The sequence below is a fragment of the Christensenella sp. KGMB01412 genome (assembly GCF_055522415.1).
Window position 1 is genome coordinate 101,522 of the sequence record NZ_JBVFVW010000005.1, and the last position, 24,607, is coordinate 126,128.

At 49.8% G+C, this 24,607-nt stretch carries 25 protein-coding genes; 5 read left to right on the forward strand and 20 right to left on the reverse strand.

Annotated features, from left to right (window positions below; translation table 11 throughout):
• Positions 1–55 precede the first annotated feature (55 nt).
• Genes ACS5WU_RS09760 through araD form a run of 4 tightly spaced genes read right to left on the reverse strand, consistent with a single transcriptional unit; the run spans position 56 to position 4,312 of the window.
• On the reverse strand, positions 56–1,432 hold the full coding sequence (locus ACS5WU_RS09760) for a GTP pyrophosphokinase (RefSeq protein ID WP_046442755.1): 1,377 nt from the start codon (positions 1,430–1,432) through the stop codon (positions 56–58).
• Between the two features lie 12 nt (positions 1,433–1,444).
• On the reverse strand, positions 1,445–2,632 hold the full coding sequence (nadE, locus tag ACS5WU_RS09765; protein ID WP_465089140.1) for an NAD(+) synthase: 1,188 nt from the start codon (positions 2,630–2,632) through the stop codon (positions 1,445–1,447).
• A 26-nt stretch (positions 2,633–2,658) separates the two neighbouring features.
• Positions 2,659–3,645: a helix-turn-helix transcriptional regulator gene (locus ACS5WU_RS09770; protein ID WP_059108703.1), complete on the reverse strand. Its 987-nt coding sequence runs from the start codon at positions 3,643–3,645 to the stop codon at positions 2,659–2,661.
• The gene (araD, locus tag ACS5WU_RS09775; protein WP_046442757.1) at positions 3,635–4,312 is read right to left on the reverse strand and encodes an L-ribulose-5-phosphate 4-epimerase AraD; all 678 of its coding nucleotides are present in this window, start codon (positions 4,310–4,312) and stop codon (positions 3,635–3,637) included. The genes ACS5WU_RS09770 and araD overlap by 11 nt, the downstream gene beginning before the upstream one ends.
• Before the next feature lie 223 nt (positions 4,313–4,535).
• Between araD and ACS5WU_RS09780 the strand changes: the two genes are divergently transcribed.
• Positions 4,536–5,744, forward strand: a complete 1,209-nt coding sequence (locus tag ACS5WU_RS09780) for an OFA family MFS transporter (protein WP_302760063.1) — start codon at positions 4,536–4,538, stop codon at positions 5,742–5,744.
• 129 nt (positions 5,745–5,873) lie between these two features.
• Here the strand turns inward: ACS5WU_RS09780 and ACS5WU_RS09785 are convergent, their stop codons facing one another.
• Positions 5,874–6,278 (reverse strand): PaaI family thioesterase, encoded by a 405-nt coding sequence (locus ACS5WU_RS09785; RefSeq protein WP_046442759.1) that lies wholly within the window; start codon positions 6,276–6,278, stop codon positions 5,874–5,876.
• A 138-nt stretch (positions 6,279–6,416) separates the two neighbouring features.
• On the opposite strand from ACS5WU_RS09785, the gene deoC (ACS5WU_RS09790) reads away from it, so the two are divergent.
• Positions 6,417–7,121 (forward strand): deoxyribose-phosphate aldolase, encoded by a 705-nt coding sequence (gene deoC, locus ACS5WU_RS09790; protein ID WP_052740287.1) that lies wholly within the window; start codon positions 6,417–6,419, stop codon positions 7,119–7,121.
• Between the two features lie 64 nt (positions 7,122–7,185).
• On the opposite strand, the gene deoC (ACS5WU_RS09795) is transcribed toward deoC (ACS5WU_RS09790), so the two are convergent.
• The 12 genes from deoC (ACS5WU_RS09795) to ACS5WU_RS09850 all read right to left on the reverse strand — a co-directional run bounded on the left by deoC (ACS5WU_RS09795) (position 7,186) and on the right by ACS5WU_RS09850 (position 19,349).
• Positions 7,186–7,968 (reverse strand): deoxyribose-phosphate aldolase, encoded by a 783-nt coding sequence (gene deoC, locus ACS5WU_RS09795; protein ID WP_082103379.1) that lies wholly within the window; start codon positions 7,966–7,968, stop codon positions 7,186–7,188.
• A 21-nt stretch (positions 7,969–7,989) separates the two neighbouring features.
• Positions 7,990–8,955 (reverse strand): ROK family protein, encoded by a 966-nt coding sequence (locus tag ACS5WU_RS09800; protein WP_302760062.1) that lies wholly within the window; start codon positions 8,953–8,955, stop codon positions 7,990–7,992.
• A gap of 19 nt (positions 8,956–8,974) precedes the next feature.
• Complete coding sequence (locus ACS5WU_RS09805; protein WP_052740291.1) at positions 8,975–9,943, reverse strand: uroporphyrinogen decarboxylase family protein; 969 nt, start codon at positions 9,941–9,943, stop codon at positions 8,975–8,977.
• A 185-nt stretch (positions 9,944–10,128) separates the two neighbouring features.
• Complete coding sequence (locus ACS5WU_RS09810; RefSeq protein WP_465089141.1) at positions 10,129–11,313, reverse strand: ROK family transcriptional regulator; 1,185 nt, start codon at positions 11,311–11,313, stop codon at positions 10,129–10,131.
• 136 nt (positions 11,314–11,449) lie between these two features.
• Positions 11,450–12,709 (reverse strand): O-acetylhomoserine aminocarboxypropyltransferase/cysteine synthase family protein, encoded by a 1,260-nt coding sequence (locus tag ACS5WU_RS09815; RefSeq protein WP_465089142.1) that lies wholly within the window; start codon positions 12,707–12,709, stop codon positions 11,450–11,452.
• Positions 12,710–12,749: 40 nt separating this feature from the next.
• Positions 12,750–13,481: an elongation factor P 5-aminopentanone reductase gene (gene ymfI, locus ACS5WU_RS09820; protein WP_046442763.1), complete on the reverse strand. Its 732-nt coding sequence runs from the start codon at positions 13,479–13,481 to the stop codon at positions 12,750–12,752.
• Between the two features lie 172 nt (positions 13,482–13,653).
• Positions 13,654–15,540, reverse strand: coding sequence for a DUF2207 domain-containing protein (locus ACS5WU_RS09825; protein ID WP_046442764.1), 1,887 nt, complete (start codon positions 15,538–15,540; stop codon positions 13,654–13,656).
• A gap of 102 nt (positions 15,541–15,642) precedes the next feature.
• Positions 15,643–16,215 (reverse strand): LemA family protein, encoded by a 573-nt coding sequence (locus ACS5WU_RS09830; RefSeq protein WP_046442765.1) that lies wholly within the window; start codon positions 16,213–16,215, stop codon positions 15,643–15,645.
• A 62-nt stretch (positions 16,216–16,277) separates the two neighbouring features.
• The gene (locus tag ACS5WU_RS09835; RefSeq protein WP_052740293.1) at positions 16,278–16,619 is read right to left on the reverse strand and encodes a cupin domain-containing protein; all 342 of its coding nucleotides are present in this window, start codon (positions 16,617–16,619) and stop codon (positions 16,278–16,280) included.
• A 41-nt stretch (positions 16,620–16,660) separates the two neighbouring features.
• The gene (locus tag ACS5WU_RS09840; RefSeq protein ID WP_046442766.1) at positions 16,661–17,935 is read right to left on the reverse strand and encodes a homoserine dehydrogenase; all 1,275 of its coding nucleotides are present in this window, start codon (positions 17,933–17,935) and stop codon (positions 16,661–16,663) included.
• Between the two features lie 22 nt (positions 17,936–17,957).
• A complete protein-coding gene (locus ACS5WU_RS09845; protein ID WP_046442767.1) occupies positions 17,958–18,719 on the reverse strand; it encodes a type III pantothenate kinase in 762 nt (253 codons plus the stop codon).
• Positions 18,720–18,722: 3 nt separating this feature from the next.
• Positions 18,723–19,349 (reverse strand): ECF transporter S component, encoded by a 627-nt coding sequence (locus ACS5WU_RS09850; RefSeq protein ID WP_046442768.1) that lies wholly within the window; start codon positions 19,347–19,349, stop codon positions 18,723–18,725.
• Between the two features lie 246 nt (positions 19,350–19,595).
• Here ACS5WU_RS09850 and ACS5WU_RS09855 point away from each other — a divergent pair, with 246 nt between their 5' ends.
• Positions 19,596–20,096 carry a TspO/MBR family protein gene (locus ACS5WU_RS09855; protein WP_197408883.1) on the forward strand — a complete coding sequence of 167 codons (501 nt, stop codon included), beginning with the start codon at positions 19,596–19,598 and terminating at the stop codon, positions 20,094–20,096.
• Between the two features lie 71 nt (positions 20,097–20,167).
• Here ACS5WU_RS09855 and ACS5WU_RS09860 read toward each other — a convergent pair whose 3' ends face one another.
• The 3 genes from ACS5WU_RS09860 to ACS5WU_RS09870 form a co-directional block, all read right to left on the reverse strand.
• Complete coding sequence (locus tag ACS5WU_RS09860; RefSeq protein WP_046442769.1) at positions 20,168–20,785, reverse strand: recombinase family protein; 618 nt, start codon at positions 20,783–20,785, stop codon at positions 20,168–20,170.
• 200 nt (positions 20,786–20,985) lie between these two features.
• Positions 20,986–21,351, reverse strand: coding sequence for a fluoride efflux transporter CrcB (gene crcB / locus ACS5WU_RS09865; RefSeq protein ID WP_046442770.1), 366 nt, complete (start codon positions 21,349–21,351; stop codon positions 20,986–20,988).
• Positions 21,348–21,638 (reverse strand): hypothetical protein, encoded by a 291-nt coding sequence (locus ACS5WU_RS09870; RefSeq protein ID WP_059108696.1) that lies wholly within the window; start codon positions 21,636–21,638, stop codon positions 21,348–21,350. Before ACS5WU_RS09870 ends, crcB begins: the two co-directional genes overlap by 4 nt.
• 327 nt (positions 21,639–21,965) lie before the next feature.
• Here ACS5WU_RS09870 and ACS5WU_RS09875 point away from each other — a divergent pair, with 327 nt between their 5' ends.
• Positions 21,966–23,348, forward strand: a complete 1,383-nt coding sequence (locus ACS5WU_RS09875; protein ID WP_046442772.1) for a glycine--tRNA ligase — start codon at positions 21,966–21,968, stop codon at positions 23,346–23,348.
• A gap of 191 nt (positions 23,349–23,539) precedes the next feature.
• Positions 23,540–24,604 carry a nicotinate-nucleotide--dimethylbenzimidazole phosphoribosyltransferase gene (gene cobT / locus ACS5WU_RS09880; RefSeq protein WP_302760490.1) on the forward strand — a complete coding sequence of 355 codons (1,065 nt, stop codon included), beginning with the start codon at positions 23,540–23,542 and terminating at the stop codon, positions 24,602–24,604.
• Positions 24,605–24,607 lie beyond the last annotated feature (3 nt).

A 24,607-nucleotide genomic window follows, 5' to 3' on the forward strand; every position in this document is an offset into this window, starting at 1 on the left:
TAAAGTATCTTGTCTTACCATAATAAGCCCGCAGGACTTACCTTGTCAATTTTTCTTAATTCCGCGACTCAAGGTTTACGCTGTTGTTCAGATACAGGAAATAGATGCTTTTTTCCTTGTTCCAGTCCGGATTGTCTTTGATGATATTTGCCACCGTCTTTTTGAGCGCCTTTGTCAGCTCGCAGATACCTTCGTTTTGCAGCAGCGCAATATCCACGTTGCGGCGGAACACATAACCCATTTCGTTGATGAGGTCCGTCCTGATTTTTTGCGCCGTTTCCGCAGGGAATACCTCGTCGAGCCTGTGCAGCTCCGCATTGGCGGTAAGCCTTCCCTTGTAGTAACGGATAAAGGTTTCGAGCGCGTCGATCCTGCTGCCGCGTTCCAGCTCAAAGAGAATCATGCAGTAAAGATGCCAGTTGAAATCTACGTTCATCAGCTTTTGGATTGTAACGCCCACCGTATCGATAAACGGATCCCCGGTATTAAATTCGCGTTCCAGCTCAAGCGCTTCGCGAAAATTCATTTCTTCACCCGCCATGGTTCCGGTAATGTAGAACATCTCCGTCATTACACGGCCATAATCCTCCATTTGCGCGGCATTGTTCACAATAAAAATATATTCCACAATGCTGTCGCAGCTGTCCTTGAACTGCACGACGAACCCAAGGTCGTTTTTCATTTTCCGCGCGATGGTATCGTGAATCAGCTTGGAGATAATATTTTCAATATTTTCCTTGCGGTAGTGGAGCTTTGAGCTGTCGTCGCGCTTATACCGCTTATAAAGGTCGTGAAGCTGGTGGTCGACAAGGTTCAGGTTTTCCTTGATGGATACAAGGCTTTCCACCACCTGCTGCTCTACCATGAAGTAAGACGGGTTCTTATAAATGATGCGGTGCTCGATCTCTCCCCAGAACATATTGATCATGGACTTGACCTGAACCTCAAAATTAACGCGTATCTCATCCGCTTCGCCCTTGTGGTCCTCGTAGCGCGCATCGATTTTATAGATATCAAATCCGTTTTTCTGCTTAACCGGCTGCTTTTCATTGAGCTTAAAGCGCATTTTTGGAAACTTCTCATTGTAATAAAATATCTGGTCGTCCGTTTTGTCAAAGAGCTTCAGCATCAACGAATACACATACTGCTCGTCGTCGTTGAACTTGCATTCAATCCGCAGGCCGATGATATCCTGTATATTTGCCACGATCTCTTCCTTGGTGGTATGCAGGCGGTAGTAGCTGTTTCTTACGAGCTTTTCCCGCACGCTCTCCGATTCCTTGACACGATAGGAAATATTGAGCGTATACTCTGAATTTTTAACGATCAGCTCCTCCATCATGTGCTTCAGATCGTGAGCAATATTTTTATATTTATACTGGATTTCCTCATAGTAATCAACTACTTCATCCACATATTTAAAAATGTCCATACTATCCCCTCATTATTTTTTGACTTTTGTAAGGCAATCTTTCAGCAGAACCACTTCCCGCCTGCTGTTCATCAGGCTGAGCATAATGCGCTGCAACGTTTCCCCTACTTCGCCTGACACCACCACATGATCTGCGGCATTGTCCAGCAAATCGCCAAACGCACTGTTTACGCCACTTTCTCCTTTCGGTTGAAATACGTTATAACGGGCCACAGGCGTATTGACCGTTTTTTTGATTTCGTTATAAAACGCCTCGTGGAGCGGTTCGCCTGTCACATATAATACATTCTGCTCCGGATGGGCGTTGATATCGCAAATCGTGCTTTTGAGGACGCGCCCATCCCCGACATTGCCGATATGGATGCGCGTAACCTGCGCTTTCTTTGTATATTCGTCCTTTAAGGAGGCCGCCATTGACCGTTTGTGCATGGAACGGTCGTATGCCGCTTCCAGTTTTTCCATCGGTTCCTTTGCGATCACGTTCCCTTTCAGGTAGGCGCAGATATCCGCGTAACGGATGCCCAGCTCTTCCTCGTCCGTTTGGGATATCCCAAGCCCTGCGGCAGGCTGTTTTTCCATTACTGCCTTCGGCGCGCCGTAGGTTTTCGACATCGCGTAGATATCGTCTTTTACCAGCTCCTGCAATGGATTGAAATCGCTTCCCCCGTCGCCATATTTGGTATAGAAGCCGGTGATTGCTTCTGTCGCGTGGTCCGTCCCCGCCACAAGCATTCCCTTTGCAAGCGCATACTGGTACATCATACGCAGGCGCGGCTGCAGGTTCCCCAACGTATAAGCGTCGCGATGAAAGCCCTGCGCGCCCGCAAGGTCGCTTACCGCCCCTTCGTAACCGCCCGCAATGGAAACCGTATCGCACATGACGCCCGGGCTGTTTTCCATGATTTTCTGCGCGCACTCCTGCGCGTCGGCAAAATCAGACTGCACGCCGTTTGGCAGCAGGACGATATACATTTGCTTTCCTTCTTCTTCGCACGCCTGCGCACACAGCGACGCGCATAAAAAGCTGTCTACCCCGCCGGACACGCCGAGCACTACGCCCCGTGCGCCCGAGCTTTTGAGGTAACGCTTTATAAAATCAACCGTTTGTGATTTTTTCGCTGCGATATATTCTTCCTGAGTCCTGTTGTCCCGCTTGAAATCCGGAGAAATGTCATTTAGAACCACTCTCTGCTTTATCATTCCGTTTTCCCTCCTGTATTGCCTGCTTACAGATACATCCCGCTCATAGCCCTTACTTCCTCTTTCAGCTCGTCTTTGAGCGATTCCGGCGAAAGCACCTTTGCCTGCGCGCCGAACGAAAGAATCCATCCTACAAGGTCTGGGGTGATGGCTGCCTTCTTATAAAAAAGAAGCCCCTCCTCCGCGTCTTCAAGCTTATCCGCTTTGTGCGCGTGGTATTCCTTCACCAGCTTTGCCGCTGCTCCGGTAAACTTCACACGGATTTCCTGTGCGTTTTCCCCCGCAAGCTTATCAAAACGCGTTTTGCGGTATTCCTCGTAAAACCGCTGCGGCACTTCAAACTCCCTGTCCGTAAGCTCCGCATCCTCGATACGCGACACGCGAAGGTCTCTTACCGCATTGCGTAAATGGCAGTGACCGATCGTGTGCCAGCAACCTTCCCTTATTTCAAGTACATAGGGATCGAATACGCGTTCCATCGTCTCGTCTGTCGAAAAGGTATGGTAACGCAGCTTAAGGCCGCGCGACGTTTGCACTGCCTCCTGCACCGTTTCGAGGATATCCTCGTCCGTTTCCTCTTCTGCGGTGATTTCCGGCACGATCTTGATCATTTTTTCGATATTCTGTGTCGCCGAGCGCGAAAGCTCCGGCATTTTCGCAAGGATACGCTGCACGATTTTAAGCGCGTCCTTTGCCATGCCAAGCGATTGGTAAGACTTCAGCACCTCGCGTGTGAAATGGAGCGAGATGATTTCCGCCATCGAAAAGTCCATATCCGAAAGCGCATATTTATCCGCCTTGTAAACAGTCTTACCGTCAAGCTCTTCCTCATACACAAAGAAATTCTGCGAAATGTAATCCATATCGCGCGCAACCATGCGGCGCGTTGCGTCGATATCCGCCATGCGCTTTAAGCTGTCTATAATTTCGTTTACCGTGTATCCGCTTTTCCGCTGTGAAAGCAACGACAAAATAAAAAGCTGCCTCTCCGTAGAAGTGGATTTATTGCCCATTTTTCCCGCCCATCTTTCTTAAGGTGTGCTTATCGATCAAATATTTGTTCATTTCCGCGTCCGTATTAAGGCGCAGAGTGTAAAAAGCCATTTCCGCGACATATTCAAGCGCCACCGCATTATCCACGGTATCCATAATGCTCGCTCCCCACATGAACGGGCCGTGGTTCTTCACAAGTACGGCGGGAGTTGCAAGCGGATTTTTGAGCGTAAACGCCTCCGCTATGATTTTGCCTGTGTTTTTTTCGTAATCCCGCGCGATTTCTTCCGGACGCATGGTACGCGTAACGGGAATATCGTATTTAAAATAATCCGCGTGCGTCGTTCCAAGGTTTGGGATGCTTTTACCTGCCTGCGCAAACACCGTCGCCCACTTGGAATGCGTATGCGCCACGCTTTTCACATCTGCAAACGCTTTATAAATTTCCAGATGCGTAAACAGGTCTGAGGACGGGGCGTGCAGCCCTTCGATAATCTTTCCTTCCATATCGCACACAATCAGGTCGTCCGGCTTGATCTCTACGCACGCCCTGCGGCTCGGTTTGATGACGATATAGCCCGTTCGTTCGTCCCGCGCCGAGATATTTCCCCACCGCAGCGTAACAAGCCCCTGCTTCGCGAGCTCCTGATTTGCCTTGTATACCTCTATTTTCAATCCTTCCAGCATTCTATGTTCCCTCTTTTTCGCAATCACCGTAATGTCGATACCGCCAAAGCGGGCAAACCCTGCTTAAGCTTACTCTTATTCTACATCCTGCTCGCATTTTTCACAAGCATTGCGTTGATTTTTGCACACAAATCATGTACTATGAATGCGTACCACACCGTGCGGCTGCGGGGCTTCATCGCACCCTGTGCGGAAATCATTTCATTTCAGGAGAGATTATCCCATGGAGAAAAGAGAAAACAAGGTAATGCCCCTCGTTTCCGGAGCAATTATTCAGCTGTGCATCGGTATCATTTATATCTGGAGTATTTTCCAGCCCGCTGTTATGGAGTATTACTCGTGGAGTGCGGATAACGCATCCGTGACTTTTTCAATCATGCTGGCGACCTTTGTGCTGGGCATCGTAGTCGGCGGACGCCTTAACGACAAAAAGGGGCCGCGGCTGGTCGTATTTTTGGGCGGGCTTATGTTCTGCGCCGGTATTTTCCTGTCGTCGCTCGTGCCGCAGGATATGCCGTGGCTGATTTACCTCTTTTACGGCGGTATGGCGGGCTTTGGCGTGGGCGCGGCTTACACCTCCACCATATCATGCGCCCAAAAATGGTTCATGGATAAAAAGGGCTTTGCTACAGGCGTAATCGTGTGCACATTCGGCGCTTCCACGGTGGTATTCACCCCGATCGTCAATACCCTGCTAAAGAATGTCGGCGTATCGCAAACCTTCCTGACATTATCCATCATCTTCCTTGTAATCATCCTGATTTTCGGTTGGTTTGTAAAAAATCCATCCCGGAAATATATGGACAGCTTTGCGCTGCAGCTTCCAGACCTTTCCACACAAAAGCAGTTTACGCCGCTCGAGGTGCTCCGTGCAAAGCCATATTACCTGATCCTGTTTGGCATGATCCTGCTGACTCCGGCGTACTTTATTATCAATCCGCTCTTAAAGTCTTTGGGCGAGCTGCGCAACCTCACTGAAGCCGCAGCCCTTGCAGGCGTTATGGTGACTGGAATCGCTTCGGCTGCCGGCAGGCTTATCGCGCCATGGCTTTCCGACCGTATCGGCAGGCGTAACGTGCTGTTCCTGCTCTACATCATTACGCTCGTATGCGTATTGATGCTGACATTTGCGCAAAGCTATCTGTTTATCGTGCTGATTGCTTTCATCGCATTTGCGTTTGGCGGCAGCGCGGGCGTATTCCCGGCGGTGACGGCGGATTACTTCGGCATCAAAAACAACGGTGTGAACTACGGCCTTGTGATGATCGGTTTTGCGATCTCCGGCCTGTTGTTCCCCGCAATCGCCAAAATTGTCAGCGTGGACGGTATTCCCTCGGCATGGACGTTTATCATTCCGGGCGCGGCGTGTGTCATCGGCATAATCGTGACGGCGGCCCTCAAAAAGGACCATCCTGAAAAAGCAAAAGCATAACGCATGACATACAGAAGAGACCGTCCAAACAGCGGACGGTCTCTTTTGATTTGTTCCACATTCACTTACATAAAACCTTGCTTTTTCACTGGAAATTTCGGCAAATCCATTGCAGGATATCTTATTCTGTTACAGTCCGATGCTTCCGCCCTTGATATACCCCGTGGCGGTCATAAATGCAACCTGCGTGCCGAGCTCGTCCGTAAGCTCTACCTCGTAAAGGCACGTTTTTCGTGTGGCGGATATTTCTTTTGCACGCGCTATCAGCGTTTTCCCCTTGGGCGGGCGCACATACGTGATGTTGTTGTTCATCGACACTACGTTGGGATGCTTGCAGTTTGAGGCAACGGCAAACGCAAAATCCGCAATCGTAAAAATCATACCGCCCTGCACGACGTTTCCTGCGTTCAGGTGGCTTTCTGCAATCACCGCCGCGCATTCGCACGTCCCTTCGCCTGCGCTTACGATATCAATCCCATTGGCATGCACAAACCTGTCTTTTTGAAAAAACTCCTTAACCTTGTCAATATCCATTTCATCTTCGCCCCGCTTTCTTTGCTTTTTCCATTATACAACGAATTTTATCAAATTTCTTCCATTTTTTAATTGACACTCGAACGATCTCGGTTTAAGATAATACTGTTTTCAAAATACATTCGGAGGATCCACGCTATGTTTCCATTAGAAACACTTCCCGGCATGATCGACATCAGCGCGGTGGCGGCTGGCGAGCGTCTTTCAGACATCGACCGCGTATGTGATATCGCAAAAACCTATCACTGCGCATCCACAATCACATTGCCCTGCTACCTTGTTTACACCATCAAAAATACGATTGGCTATGAGGATATCATTCACGGCACTGTAACAGGGTTTCCATACGGCGGCGAGCTTACGTCCACAAAGGTATACGAGGCAAAGCAGCTCGAGCTTATGGGCGCCCAGGAAATCGATATGGTAATGAATATCGGCGCATTCCTGTCGGGCAACAAAAATTATGTAAAACAGGATATTTCAGCCGTGTGCGAAGCGGTAAAAATCCCTGTTAAGGTTATTATTGAAACGGCATTGCTTGACGACGTGCAGATTGCAAAGGCATCGGAAATCGTCGCGGCGTCCGGTGCGGCATGGGTAAAAAGCAGCACGGGCTTCCAGGGCAAGGCAACCACGGTTGAAATGGTGCGCATTATGAAGGACGCCGTTGGCGAAAGCATCCGGGTGAAGGCCTCCGGCGGTATCCGCGATATAGATACCATGCTTGAAATGATCGATGCGGGCGCAGAGCGTTTTGGCCTTGGCGCAAACAGCGCAGAGCCTCTTTTGCGCGATCTGGATAAGCGAATCGGACGCGAAAGCCTGATGGATTATATTAAATAGGTCTTTCATTTTTTATAACAAAAACAAAAGCCGGCAATCAGTTGCCGGCTTTTTGCGTAATCGTTCAGTCGAATTTTGGCGGCTGGTTATCCTTTGAAGCGCTATAGGCCGACGGATCTCCCGTCACAATCTGCACCAGCTTACTCGTTCCCATACGGACTGCGCCCGCCTTTACAAAGGCGATCACATCTTCCTTCGTATCGATGCCGGTGGAGGCCTTGACGAGCATATCTTCGCCGACGGTAAGCTTCATCAGCCGTACATCCTCCAGCGTCGCGCCGCCTGTTCCCATGCCGCTCGACGTTTTTACGTAATCCGCGCCCGCTTTTTTTGCAAGCACGCAGGCCGCTATTTTTTCCTCTTTGGTCAGATAACAGGTCTCAATAATTACCTTCACGTGCGCCTTTCCTTTTGCCGCGTCAACCACGCCTTTGATATCGTCAAATACCAGATCGTAGTTTTTGTCGCGCAGTGCGCCCACGTTAATCACCATGTCTACCTCCTGCGCGCCGTCCTTTACAGCTTCGGCAGCCTCGTATGCCTTTACCGCAGGCGTATTCGCCCCTAAGGGAAAGCCTATAACACAGCACGTCTTAATATCCGTCCCCGCGAGCTCGCTATGTACCAGCTTAACCTGGATTGGGTTGACGCATACGGACGCTGCGCCATACTCTTTTGCCTCCGCGCAGAATTTCTTTACGATATCAGCAGGCGTATATGCCCTTAGCACCGTGTGGTCGCAATATTTCCCCAAAGGAAGCGTGACTTCGTATTCTTTCGCTGGCTGCTTTTCCGCTTCCTCAACCCGTTGTATTTCCTGTTCGATCAGTTTCTGTAATCCTTCCATTTCTTTTCTCGCTTTCTTGTTTTATAATTTGCTGCAGCCTGCCGCATACAGGATTGCGCCTGCAATCACGACATGGTCAGCCAATTCACTCTGTACGATTTCGCATCTTCCCCGCACTGAAATAAACGCAACTTCATTTACATATTTCCTGACAGGTTCGAGTATTATTTCCCCCAGGTTTGCCACGCCGCCGCCTATCGCGACGAGATCCGGGCTGACAGACGTCATCATATTTCCAAGGCCAATGGCGTAGGAACGTGCAAACAGGTCAATTTCACCAAGTGCAAACGCATCTCCCTGCTTTGCCGCTTCCCCAAGCATACGGCAGCTGAGCATTTTTTCATCCCCGCCGCAAAGCTCCATGAGGAGCGAACTGCCATCCACATATCCCGGCTGCCGCAGCCGGCTTTCGATGGCTGCGCCTGAGCATATGTTTTCGAGCCGGGTTGCCTGTCCGGCACGCTGCGCGAATGGATCCGGTATATAGGTGTTTCCCATATAGGCAGCACCGCAGCCTGCACCGTCATAATATTTCCTGCCAATGAAAAATGCGCCGCCGATTCCTGTGCCAATATTTGTATAAAAGAAGTTCTGTGAAGCGCGGCCTGCTCCCAGAACCAGTTCGCCATAACCGCCTGCCACGGTATCGTTTAAAACGTATGTATCCACTCCAAATTGTTTCTGGAACCATGTTTTCAGCTCAAAATCTTTCCAGCCCTCCACCTGCACAGAGATCAGCACTTTTCCCGTCCCTGTCTCAATCGGGCCGCCAAAGCCAATACAGGCGGCAGCGATACGCGAATGATTCGTTGTGTATTTCCCTGTAACCACCGGCACTTTTTCTAAAAGCCATTCACGGATGGAAAGCGCGCCTTTTGTGAGCGCAACCTTTTCACAGACTAACTCCACAATCGTCCCGTCTGCCTTTCCTATGGCAATTTGCTGTTTGGTTCCGCCAATCTCTACACCCAAATAATAGACGTCCATTCCCTGCCCCTCCATGCTCCTATCGTATTTCTTCAAATGCCCTGATCTGGTATTCTGTATTGCGCGGGTTTTCGGGCTGCCACCCCATTTCTTCATAATCAAACAGTTCTGCAATAAGCCCGCCCTTTTTACACGCAAACGTTTCCTTTATCTCCCGCGCTTCAGCGTAAATCTCTTCCTTCGTTCCGCTGATGCCTGTGGTCTGATAGTTGATCGGCTGGCAGAAGCAAAGCCTGCCGTTGTACTTTTCTTTGAGCATATTCATATCGTTGATATCCGCCTGTCCCAAATTCAGAATATCAACGCCTGCCTCGATCAGGTCTTCAATGATTGGGGCGACATATCCGCAGGTGTGGAAAAATACATCCATTCCAAGGCTATGCACGAGCGCGAATTGGTCTGCATAACGCTTCTTGAAGTATTTGCGCCATAACTCCGGCGAAATCATCATAGACTGCTGCATTCCCCAGTCGTCAAAAAGCGATACCCCGTCAAATCCATACTCCGGCATTTGCCTGATGATCTCGTTTTCAAAACCAAACACAATATCCGCAAGCTGTTCCACCCGCTCGGGCATATCGTACATGTCGATCATCAGCAGCTCGAACCTGCGCAGGAAGCTCATGACCGTAAACCCTGAAAGATAGAGGCTGCCCATCAGGTAACGGTCGCCTTTCTCAATTTTGCGCACCGCTTCAAAGCGTTCCTTATCGTAGGGATCAGGCGCAATATTGTTCACATAATTCTCGTAATTGTCCCAATCCTTCAGAAGGTACTCCTGTGGTACGCCCATTGAACTGGTATCCTGCTCGCTCTTCTGCCACAAAAATCCCCATTCGGTTTCCCGTCCGCTTTCGCCGGCATCCCATCGTTCAAGCACCACCTGCACGATATCCGTATCGCAGGCGTTTCCGCTGAACAAAAAGACCGGTATCCTGTCCGGCGTTCCAAAATGAATTGCCCTTTTCACGGTTTCTCTCCTATCCATGCTTTCCCCTCCCATATATACTTGCTTCTGTCCGCGCGCTATCAGCGCCTGTCCCGGTAAATCTGTTTTTTCCTTCCTGTTATTTTATGGCGTCCACTCGATTTAAACTACTTTTGTAAATGTTGTTTTATATCTTGGCAAAAAATATTGCTGCACCGAAAGCACAAAATTTGCCGCATTTCCATCTATTGCACATTCAGCCTCAGCTTGGGCGTTTTAAAGAATTGATCGAGAACAAAAATACTTCCCCCAAGGGCGTAGGCTTCTTCCTCAACCGTTCCCCGCCGGACGGTGATTTTACCATTCCTGCTGTATGGAACATAGTCGTTTACTACATTGTTTATTGTCCTGAGAAATAAATCATTTTCTACATACGGCAGGTCTCCCAGCACAACAAGCGAAATATCAAAGAGCTTCACCGCGTTTGCAATCGCGATTCCAAAACACCGGGCCGCCTCCTGTACGATCTGCCTTGCGGGTTCTTTTCCATCCGCGGCTTCCGCAAGGATCACACGGAATTCTTCTTTCTTCCCTGTTTTCCCGGCATACTGCCCGCACATGGTCACCTTGGAGCAGTAGAGCTCCAGGCATCCGCGCTTGCCGCACGTGCATAACGCGCCGTCTTTATCAAAGGTCGTGTGCCCAAGGTATCCTGAATTTCCACACTCACCCTCATACAGCGCGCCTTTCTGGTATACTGCCATACCAATACCCGTACGAAATGCTACATACAGCATATTTTTATTCACGCCCGCAAAGGCGCTCCTGTCTGCAAGAGCAAGCAGGTGTGCGTCATTACGGATAAAGGTCTTGATTCCAAGGTCCCGTTCGATGAGGCTGCTGATTTCGATATCCTTTGCCCCGGGCATCCGCGCAACGCTGATCGGCTTATTTTCTGTGATGTCTACCAGCCCCGGGATGCCGATTCCTGCGCCAATCACGTTGCCTGCGCTGATTCCAAGGCTTTCAAGTCCCTCGCGGATTGCAGAAAGAATGGCGTGTGAAACATCCTCCATTGAATCCGCATAGGATTGCTCCCAGCGTTTTGAAAAAACGATATTACCTTTAAGGTCGGAAAAAACGACGCGGATCGGTGGAAATTCAAAATCCACCCCTACCGCAAAATACCGGTTTAAATCCAAAGCATACAGCATCGGCTGCCTTCCGCCCATGGATTCTCCCAAGCCGGTTTTTTGGGCGATTCCTTCCTCCACCAGCTCTCCGAGCAGCTTCAGCACCGTTGGCCTGCTCAGCCTGGTGCGCTGCACCAGCTCCTCTACGGAAAGCGCATCGCTATCGCGCAGCGTACACAGCACAAGATGCCTGTTTGCCTTTTTTAACATCCTGCTGTTGTTGATTTCCTGTGCCATAACGCCACCCTCCTGTTTACAAAAGTATAATGCGGACAGGACGAATTTGTCAACCACTTTTATAAATCTTATTTTTTAAGTGCTTTTATGAATAAAAAAGCCGTGCGTTCAATTTCCACACGGCTTTTCCTGAACTTTAGATTTGTGCAAAACCCCGTTTGAGGTCGTCAAGGATATCCTCGATATTCTCGATACCGACAGAGTAGCGTATCATGCCCGGCGTAATTCCCGCAGCCACAAGCTGTTCGTCCGTAAGCTGCCTGTGCGTTTCGCTCGCAGGATGCAGCACGCATGTTTTTACCGTTGCAACATGGACTACATTAGAGGCCATCGTGAGGCTGTCCATAAACTTTATGGCAGCATCCCTTCCTCCCCTAAGCGAAAAGGACACGACTCCGCTGGCGCCCTGCGGCAGGTATTTCTGCGCCAGATCGTAATATTTGTCGCCTTTGAGCCCCGGATAGTTCACAGACTCCACAGCATCCTGCGTGCTCAGGAATTCCGCTACCTTTTGCGCATTCTGCGTATGCCGCTCCATACGGAGCGCAAGCGTCTCCAGTCCGAGGTTTAGGAGAAACGCTGCATGGGCCGTTGGGCTTGCGCCGATATCGCGCATCAGCTGCACGCGCGCTTTCATGATGTATGCGAGCTTGCCAAACGTTTCCGTATAGACTACCCCGTGATAGCTGTCGTCCGGCTGCGTAAGGCCTGGGTAATCCTTCCAGTCAAAATTTCCGCTGTCTATGATCACGCCGCCAAGCTGCACGGCGTGTCCGTCCATATATTTTGAGGTGGAATGCGTCACAATATCCGCCCCGAATTCAAACGGCCTGCACAGGATCGGCGTGGCAAACGTATTGTCTACAATAAGCGGCACGCCGTGCTTATGCGCAAGGTTTGCAAACCGTTCGATATCGAAAACCGAAATCGCCGGATTGGCGATCGTTTCACCGAATACGAGCTTCGTATTGGGGCGGAACGCCTTTTCAAGCTCTTCGTCCGGCGCATCCTGATCGACAAAGGTACACTCGATTCCAAGCTTTTTAAGCGTCACGGAAAACAGGTTTATCGTACCGCCATAAATCTCTGAGGCACAGACCATGTGGTCTCCCGCTCCCATAATATTGAGCAGCGCAATCATATTCGCCGACTGGCCGGAGGATGTGCACATCGCGCCCACGCCGCCTTCAAGAGCGGCAAACTTTTCTTCCACATAGCCAACCGTAGGATTGGCAAGGCGAGTGTAAAAATACCCTTCCGCCTTCAGGTCGAACAAGTCCCCGATGTGTTCCGTGGAATCGTAATTGTATGTCGTACTCTGATAGATCGGCAGCGCGTGCGGCTCGCCGTTCTTAGGCTTCCAGCCTTCGTGAAGGCATTTTGATTCGATTCTCATTTCTATATCCTCCTGTAAATTGATGTCATATCATTATGGTTCAGATCACGATACCGCCGTTGGGGCTTATGACCTGCCCGGTGATAAACCGGCTGCGGTCCTCTGCCAAAAACAAAATCGCCTGTGCGATGTCGTCCGGCTCGCCAATACACCCAAGCGGCGTCTCTTCCCTTAATTCCTCTTTTATATCCTCACTTAGCGCTGCGTTCATATCGGTCTCTACCACGCCGGGCGCAACGCAGTTTACCTGGATGCCGGATGGGCCGACCTCCTTTGCAAGTGCCTTTGTAAAGCCGATTACCGCCGCCTTTGAAGCGGAATAATGTACCTCGCAGGATGCGCCCGCAATTCCCCAGATTGACGATACGTTGATAATCTTTCCTTTTTTCCTGCTGATCATGTCCGGCAGCACGCCCTTTGCACAGTGGAACATTCCTTTGATATTCACATCGAACATCCGGTCCCATTCCTCTTCCGTGATATCCGTAAACAGCTTTTGCTGCGCCATACCGGCGTTGTTCACCAGAACATCAACGCTGCCAAAATCCTGCCTGATTTTCAAAAACATTGCGTCTACCTGCGCCTTATCCGATACGTCCGCCCGAAAAAGCCTTGCACAGGCTCCAAGCGCACGCAGTTCTTCCCCAAGCTCTTTTGCCTGTTGCTCATGCGTATGGTAATTTGCCGCAACGCAAAAGCCCTGGCGTGCAAACGCAAGAGCCACTGCCCTGCCGATTCCGCGCGATGCGCCTGTGATGAGAACGGTACCCATTGTTTCCCCTTTTCGCAATAAATCGTATTAGATTTATTATACTGTATCGCATTCTAAAATAAAACAGGAAATTATCTGATATCGTTCAATATGTGCGCATGCCTTCGAGTCTCGAACGATATCACATAATGAAAAGTCCGGAGCTCCCGCCCCGGACCGTCCTTTTTTTCTGTTACCAGCTGCCGAAGCTTCCGCCGCCACCTCCGCCACCGGAGAAACCGCCGCCGCCAAAGCCGCCGCCTCCGCCGATTCCACCGCCGGAGCTTTCTTTGGTCGCAGACATCGTCTGCTGTGTATAGTACATGGTATTGGAGAGCATACTCGCAAACCAGATCGTAGTGAATACCGAACCGTTATAGCCGTAATACCAGCTTGGCGGTTCCACTGCGATGCTTTCAAACTGCTTCGCCCATTTGTCCGAAACGCCCAGCACATATGCGTAAGGCAGGACATTGTAAAAATACTTCGGATCGTCATTCACCAGCATTTTCAGCTTGTCCGCCTCCACCGTCTCGATAAAGTGTTTCAGCCCCAGAATACGGCCCGCCCACTGCGCGCCGCGTTCGGTACGCCTTCTCATTTGCGTCGCGAGGATCATCATAACAATCGTCATAGCCATCGGCACAATTACCATCATACCAAACAAATCAACGCTCATCAGGGAGACAATCGCAAGGTATGCCACTGCCAGCACCGTGAACAAAACCATAGAGCCTGTTCTCGTAGAAAGCTTTTCGGATTTCCACTTGTTGACATTTGAAATCAGGCCTGAGGTCAGCACCCATCCAAACACCCAGGCAATCGCACACGGTATGATTGCGGCAAACAATTCGTAGGAATCGAGGTAAATGCTGAACGCAAGCATCAATGCCATGGGGAATGCGGCAAAAGCGCCCGCAAAGCTTTGCCGCCGCAATGATTTTTTGGTAAATACGCGGTTTTGCTCCATTTCATATTTATCCTTGATACGCGATTTTACAGCGGCAATCGTATCTGAAAACGTATATTGCATATCCTTTACGCTGATGCTCTCCCTGCCGCTGAACATCTTATCGAACAAAATCCGTTCGTAGTCGTTCGCCGTATCCGGCAGGTCTTTGACCTTTTTAAAAGAAACGTTTTTCTTGTCCTCCTGATGGATTTCAAGGTTTCCCTGGTCCGCCCAATAGATAAGAAGGGATACGGCATCCTTGTTCTCCACGATACCGTCAATAATATATCCCACATCCGCAGGGTTCATACCCTCCGGCGGATAAAATTCAACGGTCTGTACCTCGCGGTTCTTTTTCCCCGCAGTGACAAACAGAAGTACGACGATCACAAATACAACGAGGCCAATCAGGATGCAGGGCATCAAAAGGCTTTGTGCGCTGCGCGCGCCGACAAAATAGCCGTCAGGAAGCTCAATACGAATTGTAACAGCCTCATAAGGCGCAATCGTCTGGTTGATCGATCCCCTTATGGTATTGCCGTCAACCGTATATTTCAATGCGTTTTCGTTGTATCCGGAGTTGCCCGCCGCGCCGGTCGTAAAACCGACCTTTGACGCATCGAACTCCTTTGGCATGGTGATTTCAAAGGTCATTCCCTCAATCGGTATCGGGTTATCGCTGCCGATCAGATTGAAATAAAATTCATCCATCGAGGAAAGCCCGTCGTCGCCCATGTCGTAACGGTAGCTGTAATTGTAATTCTGCGTGCCGCTCACCGTCAGGTCAGCGTCCCCAAAATAAATTGTAAGGCCCGCGTTGCCGCTTTCCGTATGGTATGGGCCGTCTGATTCGATATTGGAAATAATCGCGCGGTATCTGCTTTTCACCACATTCCCGTCAATCCTGCGCGACAGCTCAACGTCTGTTGGGATTGTCCTTGTAATACCATGCTTTGCCGAGAATTCCGGGAATTCCGCCGTCACGTTTTCCGTGATGTCATAGGTATTGTTTTCATTTACGTTGATTTTGATATCTTCCTGCGAGATCGTATAATCCGACGCGGCAAACGCGAAGGACGGGATGAGCAGCACAAGAAGTACAGTCAAAACCAAAAACAGTTTTTTCATTTTACTCTCCAGACTTTTAATTGTTACCCTCAAAAACAGTTTCGCAACCACAAGATGCGGTTGCGAAAGCCTGCGGGGACGCGTCCCCGCCAATATCCTGTTTTAGAACTGTACCTTTACGTTCTCACGCTCCGCCGCATTCGGCACTTCGTACATCGGCTGTTTTGTAAAGTTGAACTTCTTTGCGATCAGCCTTGTAGGGAAGGTCTCCAGCTTGGTGTTAAACATCCGCACATTCGCGTTATAATATTTACGCGCGTTTGCAAGGTCTGTCTCCACCATGTTGAGCTGGTTTTGCAGGTCGAGGAAGTTTGTATTCGCCTTAAGGTCCGGATACGCCTCCGCAACGGCAAACAGGCTCCTGAGCGTTCCCGAAAGAATGTTTTCGTTTTGCAGCCGTTCTTCCGTTGTCGAAGAGTTTGCGACGCTGTTCCTTGCGGCGGTCACCTCGTCAAGCGTTCCACGCTCGTGGGCGGCGTAACCCTTTACCGTCTCCACGAGGTTCGGAATCAGGTCAAACCGTTTTTTGAGATAAACATCGATGGTGGCAAACGCCTCTTCGATGCTGTTTTTCATTTTGATAAAATTGTTGTATGCGACGATATACCAGATCACGATGATCACAATGATCGCTGCTACAACGCCGATTAAAATCCACAGCCATGTTAAATCCATGAGTAACCCTCCTGTTGATTATATGGGCAAAACGCCCAGAGAGAATGCCTTCCCCGCCTTTGTTATCCTTTTACGATCACAGCATGGAACAAAAGCTCGCCATCGCCCGTATTTTTGAGTCCGTGCGTCTGTCCGTCATAGCAGACTGTCACATCGCCTGCCTTTACGGGAACGGTCTTTCCATTATCGTTATATTCCCCTGCTCCCTGTGTGATATAATAGATTTCCGCTTCGCCGGTATGCGTATGGTCGCTTACCGTTGTGCCCGGCTCCAGCGTTATTGTTGCCAGCAAACCAAGATTCGGGCAGTTTTCTCCTCCGAGCCAGTGGTACATCTGCGCGCTTCCGATTCCTTCGCCACCCAGTTTTTCTTCCTTGATTGCCTCATGCTTCCCAATAATCATTGTTTCCACTCCCTTTACCGAAACAGATTGTATAAACCCCTTTATTTCTCTACGCGGATACAGCTTGGAACATTCACCACCGCGTCAAGCTCCTTAATTTCCTCGATGGCCTTCTGCAGGTCCTTCTCATGCGCTTTGTGCGTTACCAGAATGAGCGGCGCCGACTGCTCGCCCTTCTTTGCGCCTTTTTGGATGACGCTTTCGATGCTCACATCATGTTTTCCAAGGATTCCCGCAATTTTTGCGAGCACGCCCGGCTTATCGAGCACATTCGTGCGGACGAAATACTCTGTGAGCCAGTTGTCGTTGAATTTCACCTGATTGGCATCGTATGAATTTTCAAACGTCACATACCTGGGGTTTGGCGCACCGACCGAATAGATCATGTCCGACACAAGTGCGCTTGCCGTCGGGAAATCTCCCGCGCCCTTGCCATACCACATCATCTCGCCAACCGCGCTGCCGTTAATAAAGATCGCGTTGAACGATCCTTTGATGCTTGCAAGCGCATGGTCTTTGGGGATCATCGTGGGATGCACACGCACCTCGATTTCACCGTTTTCGTCTTTTTTGCCGATTGCCAGCAGCTTCACCACATAACCAAGCTCGCGGCCGATCTCGATATCAAGCTTCGTGATCTTCGTAATTCCCTCGCAGTAAATTTTATCCACCGGCACGCGTGCATGGAACGCCATGGAAGCAAGGATGGACAGCTTATAGCGCGCGTCGTATCCCTCCACATCGCTCGTGGGATTCGCCTCCGCGTATCCAAGCTCCTGCGCTTCTTTCAATACATCGTCAAAATCCCTGCCTTCGTCGTCCATTTTCGTAAGGATATAGTTGGTCGTACCGTTCACGATTCCGTATATCCTGTCGATGCTGTTGGCCTGCATGGAATCATTGAGGGCGCGCAGGATGGGTATTCCGCCGCCGACCGCCGCTTCAAAGTAGAAACCTGCGTTTCCGCGCTTTGCCGCCGCCTCAAGATCCGGCCAGTTTTGCGAGATCATGTCCTTATTTGCGGACACGACCGTTTTCCCCGCTTCGAGCGCCTTGATGATAAATTCCTTGGACGGCTTCAGCCCGCCCATCACCTCCGCAACGATTGTGATTTCCGGATCGTTAATAATTTCATCGATGTCCTTTGCTTTCTTGCTGTCCGGCACATCCACCGCATAATTGAGGGCCAGCGTTTTTTTGACCTCCAAATGTATGTTTTCCTTATGCTCGATGTTTTTCTGTTCCTTTTCGATCAGCTGGTAAATTCCTCCGCCAACCGTTCCCATACCGAGTATCGCTACTTTGATATCTTTCATTGCCTTGCTCCTTCTCTTCTGTTTAAGAGTTCTTCCTGTAAATCTTATTCAGTCCGATCAATGTAAGCGTCGGGCTGATTTCATCAATACAATTCGTTTCCTGCGCGATGAGCTCTGCAAAGCCTCCGGTCGCAACGACCTTCGCTTCGCCCATCTCTTCCTTCATCCGCTCGATAATATATTGCACCTGTCCGACATAGCCGTGGATGATACCTGACTGCATCGAGGTGACGGTAGTTCGCCCAATCACCTTGCGCGGACGTTTGAGCTCTATCCTTGGAAGATTCGCCGTGTAATTCGTAAGCGCCTCCGAGGTTATTTTAAGGCCCGGACAGATCGCCCCGCCTAAAAAATCACCTTTTTCCGAAATCGCTCCAAAGCTTGTCGCAGTGCCAAAATCAATGGTGATTACAGGCCCGCCGTAAAGCTCGAAAGCCCCCACCGCTGTAAGGATCCGGTCCGTGCCGAGCTCTTTGGGGTTATCGTATTTTATATTGATACCCGTTTTGATCCCCGGGCCGACAAACATTGGCTTTTTTTTGAAATACTCACGCACCATATGGTCAAGCGTATAGTTGATCGACGGAATAACCGACGAAATCAGTATTCCCTCGATGTCCTCCGGAACCTGGTCAAGGTAGTTGAAAAAGTCGATCATCTGGATGCCGAACTGGTCCGACGTAGCATCGATATCAGTCGTGATGCGGAAAGAATGCACGAGATCGTCGCCCTGAAACATCCCGCACTTGATATTCGTATTACCAACGTCCATTACAAAAATCATCTGCTATGCAATCTCCTTTTGTCTTGCGGTCATGATCGGCGGTACTGATTTTTTCAGCGCCCGCGCGATTGCCGGGCAGATCAGCGTCGCAAATACCGCCTCCGGAAGCCCGTTTGTAAGCACGATCCCCCATATCACCGCCACGGCCCCTGCCGCATCCACCGAGTAAAACGTGCAGATAAGGGGCGTAAGCGTAAGGCTTACGAGGATCAGATATACCGCTGTATTCGTAAGAGAGCCCGTAAGGGAGGCGACTGCCAGATTCACGTACTCTTTTTTTGTTTTCATTGCCTTGCCCATTCCCCATGTAGTGACAGGAATCAGTACCCGCGGAATCAGCAGGCAAAGCATATATAATACGCCATATTTGCCAAAATCATCAACCACGATCGCAGAAAAGGCGTCCGGCATTACAAAAATCTTTGATATGCTGATGACTGCAAACAGCAGCCCCATCATAAGCCCGGTTTTCAGCCCAAGCACCAGCGTTGCGATGATCACCGGAATGCACATCAGCGTGATTGAAATCGGCCCGATCATAATAAATCCGAGGTTGGGCACGTATCCCATCAGGAGCATCACCGCAATCAGGATAGCCATCAGTGTAAGAGATCTCGTTTTTGTTTTCATAGTTTCCTCCGCTCAGGTTTCGCCGCATGGCAAATACCCTACATTAGATAAAATATTTCGTGACATCAGCGTTTATCCGTGCGGCTTATGGTGTATCATAATGTCGCCGAAAGCTGTTTTCACAATTACGTTATATTATAGCAATAATGAAGGCGGTTTTGCAAGGAATTATCGCAGATTCCACAGGGCATGCAGCACAAATCAATCGTTGCATGGATGAATATAGTGTTTAAAGGAAATAAAACAATGTTTGTAATGACGTATCAAATGGAAGAACGAAAACACGAAAAAAAGATGAGGAGCGTCAGGGCCGTTATAGCCGTCATCATAACAGCAGCGGGCGCGGTGATCGCTTCGCTTGCAACCGATACGTCAACCGCCTGGTACCAGGGGCTTACGCTGTCTCCCCTCCAGCCGCCGCCGTGGGCGTTCGGCCTGATCTGGACGATCCTCTATGTTTTGCTCGCTATTTCCTTTGCGTACGCAATCACAAGGCTCCACGCGCCAAAGGGCGCAGCCGCAGGGTATATCCTGAACATCATTATCAACGCGCTCTGGTCGCCGGTTTTTTTCATGCTTTACAATCCGGTATCGGCGCTCGTTATCATGATTGCGCTTGTCGTAAACCTGATCATTCTGATGCGGAACGTAAGGCAGGTAACGCCCAGCTTCTATTTGCTGATTCCTTATTTGATATGGCTCGCGATCGCGACGATACTGAACGTATCGGTGATCGTCCTGAACTGAATAGTCCCTCGTAAAAATTATTTCGAGACTTTAAAATGGCGGGTTCATCCCGTCTTTTTTTGATGTTTTCTTCATTTTGCAACAGCTGTATTTTTCTGTTTTTCCCTTGTCCACCGCAAAAAAGTATCCTGCGCGACACCGATGGCTGCAGCCGCCTGCCGCGATGAAATCTCCCTGCGGAACCATTGCTCCTTCAGCTCAAAAAACTCGTCCGGTACAGGCTTTGGCGGCCTGCCGAACTTTACCCCGCGCTGTTTTGCAGCCGCAATCCCTTCCGCCTGCCGCTGGCGGATATTTTCACGCTCTGTCTGCGCGACATAGGACAAAAGCTGCAGTACGATATCCGCAATCAGCGTGCCGGTAAGGTCCCTGCCCTTCCTCGTGTCGAGCAGCGGCATATCGAGCACCACGACCTCCACTTTTTTTTCTTTCGTGATAATACGCCACTGCTCGAGAATTTCGTCATAGTTACGCCCCAGCCGGTCGATGCTTTTGATAACCAGCAAATCTGCTTCCTTCATTTTTCGCAGCAGGCGGCGGTATGCAGGACGATTAAAATCTTTTCCACTCAGTTTGTCCAGATAAATGTTTTTTTCCGGCACGTCAAATTCACTCATTGCAATCATCTGACGGTCTTCGTTCTGATCCCTCGTGGATACACGGACATATCCCCAAATGTTCTGACTCATGCTGTAAACTCCTTTTTGTATCGATACTGAAATAAAATCCGGTCTCCTGACAATACAGAAATACCGGATACCGTGTATGAAAGTGGCGGCTTTTGTTTTTTCAGCCGTCATTCAGGCATCTGGATAAAAAGATCGTTTGTATATCAAATATACCCGGCTTCCGATTGGAAGTCAGTTTCGTGAACATGAATTTATCTTGCTTATATACCCCTTACAAGCGTTTTTCCCAGCCATGCGGCAAATATGCACGCTGCAACGCTTATGACGGCGTTGATCACTGCAAACAGTATCCTGCCGTCCTCAAGCAATCCCAGCGTTTCGAGGGAAAAACTCGAAAATGTAGTGAAGCCCCCCATGACGCCCACCATGAGCGTTTTGGTTATGCGTTCATCGATGCGCGACTGCAACGACAGCTGAAAAATAATGCCGATCAAAAACGATCCGGCGATGTTGACAAGCATTGTCCCCCAAGGGAACGATCCCGAAATGTTTTTGGTGAGAAGGTTCATTCCATAGCGGCTGACTGCTCCCGCGAAGCCGCCGAGGCCAATGAGCAAAGCCATCATTTTTCCTGTTCCCCCCGCTTTGTATCTTCCTGCTGTTTATGATATTCTTCATCCGGAATATTTTCCATATAGGAGCTCATCCCGCAATGCGGGCAGGTCAGCAGCCTGTCCGTTCCCTGCCGTGAAACGAAAAAACTACGCAAACCGGATACCTTGAACCTCGTTTTGCAATGCGGACATAAAAAATGCCTTTTTTGCTGTATGATGCAGTATAGAATCATGCAGACAATGAAAATCCCGGCTGTCACGCACACGGTAATCAATCCAAAAAGCTGCAAACCGCTCATAGTAATTCCCCATTTCCCGAATAATGACTTTTTTTGAATATTTTAATAGTATACCACAATAAAAATAAATGTTGAATTCCTCTTTAAAAATTGTTATGATATTTGATAGAAAAAGTGAATCAAGGAGCGTTTTGCGGGAGTGGCGTCCCGCTCGACAAAAGCGCATGGTTTGAAAGCGGATTCCCGTTTTGGGAGTCAACTAGGGTGGAACCGCGGAAGTAATCTTTCGTCCCTTGCATGGGATGAAGGATTTTTTTATTTTCCCGTACCGTGTATAAAATACCAGCACGCATGCTCGCGCTCTGTTATAAAATGGAGGTTTTTCAGATGGAAAAAACAATGGAAAAAATTGTGGCGCTTGCCAAAGGCCGCGGCTTTGTATTCCCGGGCTCGGAAATTTACGGCGGCCTTGCAAACTCGTGGGATTACGGCCCGCTGGGCGTTGAATTTAAAAACAACGTCAAGCGCGCATGGTGGCAAAAATTCGTGCAGGAATGCCCGTACAACGTGGGCCTTGACAGCGCGATTCTCATGAACCCGGAAACATGGGTGGCTTCCGGACATGTGGGCGGCTTTAATGATCCGCTCATGGACTGCAAAAGCTGCAAGGAACGTTTCCGCGCGGATAAGCTGATCGAGGACTATGCTGCGGAAAACGACCTTGACATCGGCAGTGTCGAAGCGATGAGCAAGGAAGAAATGGAGGCGTTTATTGCCGAAAACATCGTTTGTCCGTCCTGCGGCAAAAAAGATTTTACGCCCATACGCCAGTTTAACCTGATGTTCAAGACCTTCCAGGGCGTTAACGAAGATACCGCGGCGCAGATTTACCTCCGTCCGGAAACGGCGCAGGGCATCTTTGTAAACTTTAAAAACGTACTGCGTACCACACGCCGTAAAATGCCGATGGGGATCGGACAGGTTGGTAAATCCTTCCGGAACGAAATCACGCCCGGAAACTTTATTTTCCGCATTCGTGAATTTGAGCAGATGGAGCTTGAATTTTTCTGCGATCCGAAAGAAGAATTTGAATGGTTCAAATATTGGAAGGACTATTGCCACAACTGGCTGCTTTCCCTTGGAATAGACGATGAAAACCTCAAGCTGCGCGACCATGCGCCAGAGGAGCTTTCCCATTATTCCAATGCGACTACGGATATCGAATACCGCTTCCCATTTGGCTGGGGAGAGCTTTGGGGGATTGCAGACAGAACCGATTTTGACCTGAAAGCACATATGGCGCACTCAGGAGAGAGCCTTGAATACCTCGATCCGGTTACCAACGAAAAATACGTTCCCTACTGCATCGAACCCTCGCTGGGCGCAGACCGCGTTGCCCTTGCCTTCCTGTGCGAGGCATATGATGAGGAAACGCTCGAAAACGGCGATACGCGTATCGTGATGCACCTGCATCCAGCGCTTGCGCCGTTTAAGGCCGCGGTTCTTCCGCTGCAAAAGAAGCTTTCGGAAACGTCCGATAAGCTGTTTGCCGATCTTTCCAGGCATTTTAATGTGGATTACGACCTTGCAGGCTCGATTGGCAAACGCTACCGCCGTGAGGATGAGATCGGAACGCCCTACTGCATCACCGTCGATTTCGAAACGCTTGACGACAAGTGCGTCACAGTGCGCGACCGCGACACCATGCAGCAGGAGCGTATCGCAATGGATCAGGTGCAAAAGTTCCTGGAGGACAAGCTGGTCTTCTGACCATGCGCTCCCAATCAACAATGTCCTGAAAGGGCAGTTTTGCGTTTAAAGACGGCTTACCGGTTTTCCGGTATGCCGTCTTTTTTATCTTAACCTGATTCGCTTATGAAATAGAAAAGATACATCTTGAAATCTGCTTTCCGTTTGTGCCATACTAGACGTAACAAAAAAGAAAAACGGAGGAAAATCATTTGCCAGCCGATACGATTGATTACAAAAAGATAACGCCTCCCCTCCAAAGTGTAATGGACGAGGCCCGCCGCCGTGTGGATTCCCTTTCCAAGCCGCTTGGCAGTTTGGGAAAGTTGGAGGATTACGCCGTACGCCTTGCAGGGATCCGCGGGTTTATGGGCGGAACGCTCGCCAAACGCGCCGTGCTTGTTTTCGCGGCGGATAACGGTATTTACGATGAGGGAATTACGCCCGTGCCACAGGAAGTCACTCCCATGCAAACGCTCAATATTGCAAACGGCATCGCAGGGGTGAGCGTGCTTGCCGCTCAGGCAAACGCCCAGGTGTTTGTCTATAACGTCGGTATTGCAAAACGCCTGAAGCACAAAAACGTGATCGACAGCGTAGTGATGTACGGCACCAACAACATGGTAAAAGAGCCCGCTATGACGCGCGAGCAGTGCGAAAAAGCAATGGAGATTGGCTACAGGGCCGTTGCCGGGCGTACGGATTACGATATCATTGGCCTGGGGGAAATGGGCATCTGCAACACTTCTTCTACGTCTGCCGTTGCATCCGTGCTCCTCAAAAAGCCGGTGGAAAAAATGACCGGCAGGGGTGCGGGAATTTCTGAGGAGCAATACCGAAAGAAGATATCTGCAATCGAAACGGCGATCCAAAAAAACGATCCTGATCCCAAGGATTCCGTAGACGTGATCGCAAAGGTTGGCGGGCTTGACATCGCCGCTATGACAGGGGCTTATCTCGCGTGTGCGCATTTCAAAATACCTGTTGTAATCGACGGCTTTATTTCGGCATGCGCCGCGCTGTGCGCAAAGCGCATCGCGCCCCAAAGCGTATTATATATGTTTGCTTCGCATAAAAGCTACGAGCAGGGTTATACGGCCATTGCTCGTGCGCTCGGCCTCTCTCCCGCGCTTTCGCTCGATATGCGGCTGGGGGAAGGCAGCGGATGTCCCCTCATGTTTTATGTGCTGGATGCTTCCCTGCGTATCCTGGAGGATATGGGCACCTTTGAAGATGGCAGTATCGACGCTTCCGGCTTTATCGATTTGCGTGGTTAAAGT

Excerpts from the sequence above, each read along its gene's own strand:
- ACS5WU_RS09760 (WP_046442755.1), bottom strand. The coding sequence starts at position 1,432 with ATGGACATTTTTAAATATGTGGATGAAGTAGTTGATTACTATGAGGAA.
- nadE (WP_465089140.1), bottom strand. The coding sequence starts at position 2,632 with ATGATAAAGCAGAGAGTGGTTCTAAATGACATTTCTCCGGATTTCAAG.
- ACS5WU_RS09770 (WP_059108703.1), bottom strand. The coding sequence starts at position 3,645 with ATGGGCAATAAATCCACTTCTACGGAGAGGCAGCTTTTTATTTTGTCG.
- araD (WP_046442757.1), bottom strand. The coding sequence starts at position 4,312 with ATGCTGGAAGGATTGAAAATAGAGGTATACAAGGCAAATCAGGAGCTC.
- ACS5WU_RS09780 (WP_302760063.1), top strand. The coding sequence starts at position 4,536 with ATGGAGAAAAGAGAAAACAAGGTAATGCCCCTCGTTTCCGGAGCAATT.
- ACS5WU_RS09785 (WP_046442759.1), bottom strand. The coding sequence starts at position 6,278 with ATGGATATTGACAAGGTTAAGGAGTTTTTTCAAAAAGACAGGTTTGTG.
- deoC (WP_052740287.1), top strand. The coding sequence starts at position 6,417 with ATGTTTCCATTAGAAACACTTCCCGGCATGATCGACATCAGCGCGGTG.
- deoC (WP_082103379.1), bottom strand. The coding sequence starts at position 7,968 with ATGGAAGGATTACAGAAACTGATCGAACAGGAAATACAACGGGTTGAG.
- ACS5WU_RS09800 (WP_302760062.1), bottom strand. The coding sequence starts at position 8,955 with ATGGACGTCTATTATTTGGGTGTAGAGATTGGCGGAACCAAACAGCAA.
- ACS5WU_RS09805 (WP_052740291.1), bottom strand. The coding sequence starts at position 9,943 with ATGGATAGGAGAGAAACCGTGAAAAGGGCAATTCATTTTGGAACGCCG.
- ACS5WU_RS09810 (WP_465089141.1), bottom strand. The coding sequence starts at position 11,313 with ATGGCACAGGAAATCAACAACAGCAGGATGTTAAAAAAGGCAAACAGG.
- ACS5WU_RS09815 (WP_465089142.1), bottom strand. The coding sequence starts at position 12,709 with ATGAGAATCGAATCAAAATGCCTTCACGAAGGCTGGAAGCCTAAGAAC.
- ymfI (WP_046442763.1), bottom strand. The coding sequence starts at position 13,481 with ATGGGTACCGTTCTCATCACAGGCGCATCGCGCGGAATCGGCAGGGCA.
- ACS5WU_RS09825 (WP_046442764.1), bottom strand. The coding sequence starts at position 15,540 with ATGAAAAAACTGTTTTTGGTTTTGACTGTACTTCTTGTGCTGCTCATC.
- ACS5WU_RS09830 (WP_046442765.1), bottom strand. The coding sequence starts at position 16,215 with ATGGATTTAACATGGCTGTGGATTTTAATCGGCGTTGTAGCAGCGATC.
- ACS5WU_RS09835 (WP_052740293.1), bottom strand. The coding sequence starts at position 16,619 with ATGATTATTGGGAAGCATGAGGCAATCAAGGAAGAAAAACTGGGTGGC.
- ACS5WU_RS09840 (WP_046442766.1), bottom strand. The coding sequence starts at position 17,935 with ATGAAAGATATCAAAGTAGCGATACTCGGTATGGGAACGGTTGGCGGA.
- ACS5WU_RS09845 (WP_046442767.1), bottom strand. The coding sequence starts at position 18,719 with ATGATTTTTGTAATGGACGTTGGTAATACGAATATCAAGTGCGGGATG.
- ACS5WU_RS09850 (WP_046442768.1), bottom strand. The coding sequence starts at position 19,349 with ATGAAAACAAAAACGAGATCTCTTACACTGATGGCTATCCTGATTGCG.
- ACS5WU_RS09855 (WP_197408883.1), top strand. The coding sequence starts at position 19,596 with ATGTTTGTAATGACGTATCAAATGGAAGAACGAAAACACGAAAAAAAG.
- ACS5WU_RS09860 (WP_046442769.1), bottom strand. The coding sequence starts at position 20,785 with ATGAGTCAGAACATTTGGGGATATGTCCGTGTATCCACGAGGGATCAG.
- crcB (WP_046442770.1), bottom strand. The coding sequence starts at position 21,351 with ATGATGGCTTTGCTCATTGGCCTCGGCGGCTTCGCGGGAGCAGTCAGC.
- ACS5WU_RS09870 (WP_059108696.1), bottom strand. The coding sequence starts at position 21,638 with ATGAGCGGTTTGCAGCTTTTTGGATTGATTACCGTGTGCGTGACAGCC.
- ACS5WU_RS09875 (WP_046442772.1), top strand. The coding sequence starts at position 21,966 with ATGGAAAAAACAATGGAAAAAATTGTGGCGCTTGCCAAAGGCCGCGGC.